We start from the raw sequence: 292 nt of genomic DNA on the forward strand, positions 1-292 counted from the left end.
CTCGGGTTGCGGTGACCGGAGTACTGCACGGCCCTGCCCACCACACTGGGGCGTTGCAGGATTCTTGGTAGGGCCAGGATTAGTCTGTACTCATTGGTACGTTAACCTTGGCCCTGATAAAGGGAACGTCTGCTAGTAAATACGGCCGGATGACTTCTGCGACTCGGTCTTTTTGTTTTCGTTTGCAGAAAACATTAAGACTCCAGTTGGTTTTATAGTTATTTCCCTTCATGGTTATGCTGTACTTTAAGTCGACCACCTCCCTGTTGGTCGCAATGGCGAGCTGGGTGAT

1 pseudogene is annotated in these 292 nt (G+C 50.3%); it reads right to left on the reverse strand.

The window, feature by feature from the left end:
- Positions 1–79: 79 nt before the first annotated feature.
- Positions 80–292, reverse strand: a pseudogene (locus ACCD02_RS32725) (hypothetical protein); the annotation flags it as partial.

The organism is Pseudomonas sp. Pseusp88 (genome assembly GCF_047303955.1).
GTDB lineage: Bacteria > Pseudomonadota > Gammaproteobacteria > Pseudomonadales > Pseudomonadaceae > Aquipseudomonas.